Origin of the sequence: Fictibacillus gelatini DSM 15865 (assembly GCF_000430745.1) — a bacterium.
GTDB lineage: Bacteria > Bacillota > Bacilli > Bacillales > Fictibacillaceae > Fictibacillus_A > Fictibacillus_A gelatini.
Genome location: NZ_AUMP01000038.1, coordinates 26605 through 33065, shown reverse-complemented (window position 1 = coordinate 33065; position 6461 = coordinate 26605). Strand labels below are relative to the sequence as shown.

Below are 6461 nucleotides of genomic sequence, written 5' to 3'. Positions count from 1 at the left end.
CCGGCGTTGTATTTGATGGCTTTAATAGCACTGTATTTCCAGCAACGATCGCCGCAACTGTTGTTCCAGCCATGATCGCCAGCGGGAAGTTGAATGGCGAAATGATGATGCCGACACCGAGTGGAATGTAGTTAAACGTGTTGATTTCACCGAAACGGCTGTTCACTTTCACGCCGTCTTTGAGCTTCACCATTTGACGGGCGTAGTACTCAAGGAAGTCAATCGCTTCCGCTGTATCCGCATCGGCTTCTTTCCACGGCTTCCCTGCTTCTTTTACAAGGTAGCTGGAGAATTCGTGCTTGCGGCGGCGAATGATCGCGGCCGCGCGGAAAAGGATATTTGCGCGCGCTTCTGGCTTCCATTTTTTCCATGTTTCAAATGTAGAAAGGGCGGCTTGCATCGCTTTTTCCGCAAGTTCCTTGTTTGCTTTTGAAACTGTGCCAATGACTTCTTCTTTATTGGCCGGGTTGATGGAAACGATCTTTTCGTCGGTCGTGATGCGCTCTGAACCGATCACGAGCGGAAAGTCCTGTCCTAATTGCGAGTTGACAAGCTTTAACGCTTCTTCAAAGGCTGATTTATTTTCCGAAATACTAAAATCCGTAAATGGTTCGTGTTTGTATTCGACAGTCATTTAATTCCCTCCTACATTCTGTTAACTTGAAGCTGAACTAGCTTCCTAATCGCTAAAGCGGTTACAATTGTTCATTACATGTCCATTCTAACGCATTAAAAGTAGCAGTTCAAACAAAGAGAAATAGTCGGAATTGCAGGAATCCTCCTCGAAACGAGAATATTGAATAAATAGAAACGACATTGAATGAAAATAAATTTCGGGGCTCTTCCTGTACGGAAAGCCCCTATTTATTATCGATAAATATGAACAAACGGTTCTTGATCTTCCGTTTCTTTTACGATTAATGCTTCCGGCTGATTCACGCCTGAGGTGATCGAAATCGTAACAGGTACGTTTGGAAGTTTTTCCATTGCTCTTGTCGCGATGAACTGGGTAAACGATACGACTTCCGCTTTCCCTTGAAATTGAATTGGAATTTCAATGTTCAAGTTTTTAAGCGTGTCGCCTTCATACAAGCCTTTTCCAACAACACCGATGTAGTTCGGGAAATAATCTTGAATTTCTGCTTTAAACGTATCAAAGCTGGCTGAATCGTCCCTCTTTTTCTTTTTCGCTTCATCGGATGGGAAAAGGTAGTATCTCTCGTTAATCGAGTTCCAGCTGCTTAACGAGGTGCTGTCGGTATCTGCCGATGCATAGGCAAAAAAGTGTCCTGGCGTCACTGAATCTTTCTCCGCCTCTTGATATAGGGCAATGACGATCGGCACATGGGCAAGGCTCGGATTTTGCCGCAGACGTTTCAACACTTCCTGGCCGATTTTTTTCGCCTCCCGATTTACGGCCGACGGGTCAAGCTCGACATCGCCGTTATAAATCAAGCCTTTATCCGTTACTTTATAATAATAACGGGAATTAAAGGAGAGGCCGACTACAACGCCGCCAAGCTTCACTTTTCCTTTTCCGCTTTGGACGAGGTAGTTTTGCTCAAGTACATACGATAAGAATTTTGGATTCTTTTTTTCCGCCTCAAGGACCTGTTTATATGGCGCGTCCTTTTTTATACCGAGCGCCGGATTCAATCCTTTTTGGTCCATTGTGGAGTTTGAATTTTTTTCAATCTTGTCGTCTTTTCGCTTGAGCCAGTTGTTGACTGTCGTTTCATCGAGATATTGTCCTTCTTGGAGGAAGTATTTATCTGTGCTGAATTTTTGCTGGGCGACACGCATTAATCCCAATTCAAACTCATCAATATCCAGCCTGTTATCGACTCCAAACTTAATTAAGCCCCTTGCAGCTCCTGGTTCAAACGGATAAATGCTGCGGTAATAGTTTTCCCCTGTTTTAATTTCTCCGGTAATGATTGCTTTCTCCTCTTTTTTCCCTTTTTGTTTCACTACTTCTTTTTCTTGCTGCAGGTTGTCTTTATTAAAACAGCCTGTTAATAGTAAAAGGGAGCTTAAGAAGATGAAGCTCATCCGCTTTATCATGTTTTTTACACTCCTCTAGTTTAACGCGGTTATTTTTTGATTGTTATTGTTTAAGCTCCTCTACGAATTGTTGCTCCGTCCATGTCTCAATGCCGAGGCTTTGTGCCTTAGCAAGCTTGGATCCGGCATCTTCCCCTGCGATGAGAAGGTCTGTATTTTTGCTGACGCTTCCTGTTACCTTGCCGCCAAGACGCTCAATCGCTTCTTTTGCTTCATTTCGCGTTAAAACTGTCAGTTTTCCAGTCAACACGATCGTCTTTCCGGCAAAATAAGAATCGACATCTTCCGCCCGAACCGCTTTTGGCCCTTTGTACTCCATATTGACATTGAACGATTTCAGTTCGTTAATCAGTTCAACGACTTCCGGCTTGCTAAAATAAACGGAAACCGAATCCGCCATTTTCTCTCCAACTTCATCAATCGCCATCAACTCTTCTTTAGATGCATTCATTAATTGGTCCATCGTTTCAAATGTTTGGGCGATTGTTTTCGCAGCCTTCGCCCCGACATGGCGGATCCCAAGGCCGAATAGCAATCGTTCCAATGAGTTTTCTTTTGATTTTTCAATAGCGTTCAACAAATTGTCAACGGATTTTTCGCCCATCCGCTCCAGTTGCAGCAGCTCTTCTTTCTTCAACCTGTATAAATCGGCAACATCATGGATTAATTGCTCCCTAAACAATTGCGCGATCACTTTTTCACCAAGACCATCGATATTCATCGCGTTTCTTGATACGAAATGAATCAAGCCTTCGCGAATTTGAGCGGGACATTGCGGGTTCAAGCATCTTAATGCCACTTCTCCCTCTAACCGTTCAAGCTCGCTTTCACATTCCGGACAATGTGTCGGCATATGAAATTCCCGTTCTTCACCGGTACGTCGGTCGACGAGCACATTAACGACTTCCGGGATAATGTCGCCGGCTTTTTTGACAACGACGAAATCGCCAAGCTTAATGTCTTTTTCCCTGATTAAATCTTCGTTATGAAGCGATGCCCGCTTTACCGTCGTTCCGGCAACTACAACCGGCTGCAAAATCGCTGTCGGGGTAACGACTCCTGTCCGGCCAACGCTTAATTCGATGTCCTCAAGCTTCGTCACGACTTCTTCCGCCGGAAACTTGTAAGCGATCGCCCAGCGCGGGCTTTTCGCGGTCGCCCCAAGCTCTTCCTGCTGGTAAAGGGAATCGACCTTAATGACGATGCCATCGATTTCATACGGAAGATCCGGGCGTTTCTCTTGCCATCCGTTCACAAATTCAATGACATCGTCAATGGTTGCGCAGCGTCTCCATTCCGGGTTCGTCTTTAATCCGAGCTCTTGCAGAAGTTCCAATCCTTCGCTATGTGAACCAACCTCTTCGCCTGTAAGCTTGCCAATTCCGTATAAAAAGATATCGAGATTGCGGGTTGCGGCAATCTTCGGATCAAGCTGCCTTAACGATCCGGCTGCTGCGTTACGCGGATTGGCAAACAGCTCCTGCCCTTCTTGCTTGCGGTGTTCATTTAAGCTTTGAAACGAACGCTTCGGCATGAACGCTTCGCCGCGGACTTCAAGAGAAAGAGGGCGATTAAGCTTTAGCGGGATCGAGCGAATCGTCCGCAGATTGCTCGTTATATCTTCTCCGGTCGTCCCGTCTCCACGGGTCGCGCCCCTGACAAACCGGCCGTCTTCATACGTTAAAGAAACGGCAAGTCCATCAATTTTCAATTCGGCAACATACGAAACATGATTGCCTACGCCATCGCGGACGCGGCGGTCAAAATCCCGCAAATCCTTTTCATTAAAGGCATTTCCGAGGCTTAGCATCGGCACTTCATGCTGTACTTTTTCAAAAAAATCGAGCGGCTCACCGCCGACCCTTACAGATGGAGAGTGCGGATCGCGCAACCCGGGATGGTTATTTTCCAGTTCAATCAATTCTTTCATTAATTGATCGTATTCGGAATCAGGCACAGACGGCTTATCCAATACATAATATTCATAGTTGTATTTTTCAAGGAGGTTTCGCAATTCGTCAATGCGCTGTTTTGCTTGTTCCTCGTTCAAACTCATTCCACTCCTTACGACAAACTTAATCTCCGGGTCACCACATGTAATAAACACTAGAAAGATTGTTTGTCTATACTTTTTCAATCGGGGCAAATTTCGCGAGCAGCCGCTTTAATCCAACCGGCTGCGGGAAAGCAATGTCGAGTTCGAGTGAATCGCCCTCGCCTTTCATGCTGACAACCGTGCCGATTCCCCATTTGCGGTGCTTCACTTTATCCCCTACTTTCCAGTCCAGTTTCTCCCCGCCACTCGTCTGGAAATTCGGCATCGTTTGCTTCACTTTCGGACGATAGCTTTCAAGTCCTGAGTTCGCTTGTTTTGCCCATGGGGGGGCTTCTTTTTTCGCTGATAAGGAATCAATCAATTCTTCCGGAATTTCGCTAATAAACCGTGAGACGGCGTTCATATTCGTCCGGCCATACAATGTGCGCATATGGGCATTTGTTAAATATAGCTCTTCCTCGGCGCGTGTGATCCCGACATAGGCAAGACGGCGCTCTTCTTCCATTTCGCTTTCTTCAAAAAGGGCCCGGCTGTGTGGAAACACCCCTTCTTCAAGTCCCATTAAGAACACGATTGGAAACTCGAGGCCTTTTGCCGAATGAAGGGTCATAAGAACGACCTTATTATTGGATTGTTCCTGCTCCATGTCTTCATCCAGCTTATCAATATCGGCTACAAGCGCCAAATCCGTCAAAAAGGCAATTAAGCTTTTATCATCGTTCCTCTTTTCAAAATCGGTAGTTACCGATAAAAATTCATCGATATTTTCCAGCCGGCTCTGGGCTTCAATCGTTTTTTCATTTTTCAACATGTCGCGGTAGCCGGTCTTCTCAAGCACTTCTTCGACAAGCTCCGTTACTGAAAGGTACTCTTGCATTTGATTCCAGTTCGTAATTTGTTCGGAAAACTCACGAAGCGCGTTTGTAAAACGCGGGCTCAGCCCAATTTCCTCAACTTCTTGAAGCGCCTGGAACATGGACAGGTTATTATCCGCTCCATACTGTAAAATCTTATCGACAGTGGATGCGCCGATGCCGCGTTTCGGCACATTAATGATCCGCTGCATGCTTATATCGTCATTCGGATTGGAAATGAGGCGCAAATACGCCAGAATGTCCTTAATCTCTTTTCTGTCATAGAATTTGATCCCGCCGACGATATTATAAGGAATATTCGATTTCATCAACACTTCCTCAATCACACGCGATTGCGCGTTCGTCCGGTACAAAATGGCGATATCCGAATTTTTCCTCTTTCCGGACAAGGTCAATTCCCGTATTTTCCCTGCGACAAAGTGAGCTTCATCATGCTCGTCCGTCCCTTGATAGTAAGCAATATTTTGCCCTTCATCATTATCGGTCCAGAGTTTCTTCGCTTTCCGGTTCATGTTGTTTTCGATTACGTGGTTGGCCGCATCCAAAATCTTTTTCGTTGAGCGGTAGTTTTGCTCAAGCAAAATGACGCTCGCATCGCTATAATCTTTCTCAAAAGAAAGTATGTTGGCGATATCCGCTCCGCGCCATCCGTAAATGGACTGATCAGAATCCCCAACAACGCAAAGATTGCGGAACCGCTCTGCAAGCATTTTTACAAGCACGTATTGGGCGCGGTTTGTATCCTGATACTCATCGACATGAATATATTGGAACTTCCGCTGATAAAACTCCAACACTTCTGGAACCCGTTTGAATAATTGAATGGTTGTAATAATTAAATCATCAAAATCAAGTGCATGGTTCTTTTTCAACCGCTTCTCATATTCTTCATAGACGTCATGAACGACGCTCTCATATGGGCCGTTCATTGCGCCCGCAAGGTCTTTCGCCGTCTTAAGCTCATTTTTAAGAGAAGAGATCGATCCTAAAATGCTTCGCGGCTCAAATTTTTTCGAGTCAATGTTTTTATCTTTTAAAATTTGTTTAATGACGGATAATTGGTCGGTTGAATCAAGAATGGTAAAATTGCGGTTAATGCCGATTCGGTCAATGTCACGCCTTAAAATACGGACACACATCGAGTGAAACGTGGAAATCCAGATTTCTTCCGCCGTCGGACCGGTTATGGCCGCGACCCTTTCCTTCATTTCCCTGGCTGCCTTGTTCGTGAACGTAATCGCTAAAATGTTCCACGGAGCTACTTCCTTTTCCATGAGCAAGTAGGCGATTCGATGGGTCAGCACGCGGGTCTTTCCGCTCCCGGCTCCTGCCATAATTAAGAGCGGCCCGTCCGTCTTCTTCACCGCTGCTTTTTGTTCCGGATTTAGCCCGGATAATAACTTTTCAATTAATTGATGCATACTCATGTATCGCTCACCACCAAACGTTTGTTCTTATATTTATCA

The 6461-nt window shown here is 45.3% G+C and carries 4 protein-coding genes; all 4 read right to left on the bottom strand.

The annotated features are described in order from the left end of the window. A partial coding sequence (locus H538_RS0115315; protein ID WP_026678356.1) for an aldehyde dehydrogenase family protein occupies window positions 1-634 on the bottom strand: 634 nt, incomplete at its 3' end. A 233-nt stretch (window positions 635-867) separates the two neighbouring features. Continuing rightward, a complete protein-coding gene (locus H538_RS0115310) occupies window positions 868-2064 on the bottom strand; it encodes a CamS family sex pheromone protein (protein ID WP_051291508.1) in 1197 nt (398 codons plus the stop codon). A gap of 43 nt (window positions 2065-2107) precedes the next feature. After that, window positions 2108-4120, bottom strand: a complete 2013-nt coding sequence (gene ligA / locus H538_RS0115305; protein WP_407636400.1) for an NAD-dependent DNA ligase LigA — start codon at window positions 4118-4120, stop codon at window positions 2108-2110. Window positions 4121-4187: 67 nt separating this feature from the next. Then, window positions 4188-6416, bottom strand: a complete 2229-nt coding sequence (gene pcrA, locus H538_RS0115300) for a DNA helicase PcrA (protein ID WP_026678353.1) — start codon at window positions 6414-6416, stop codon at window positions 4188-4190. Window positions 6417-6461: the final 45 nt, after the last annotated feature.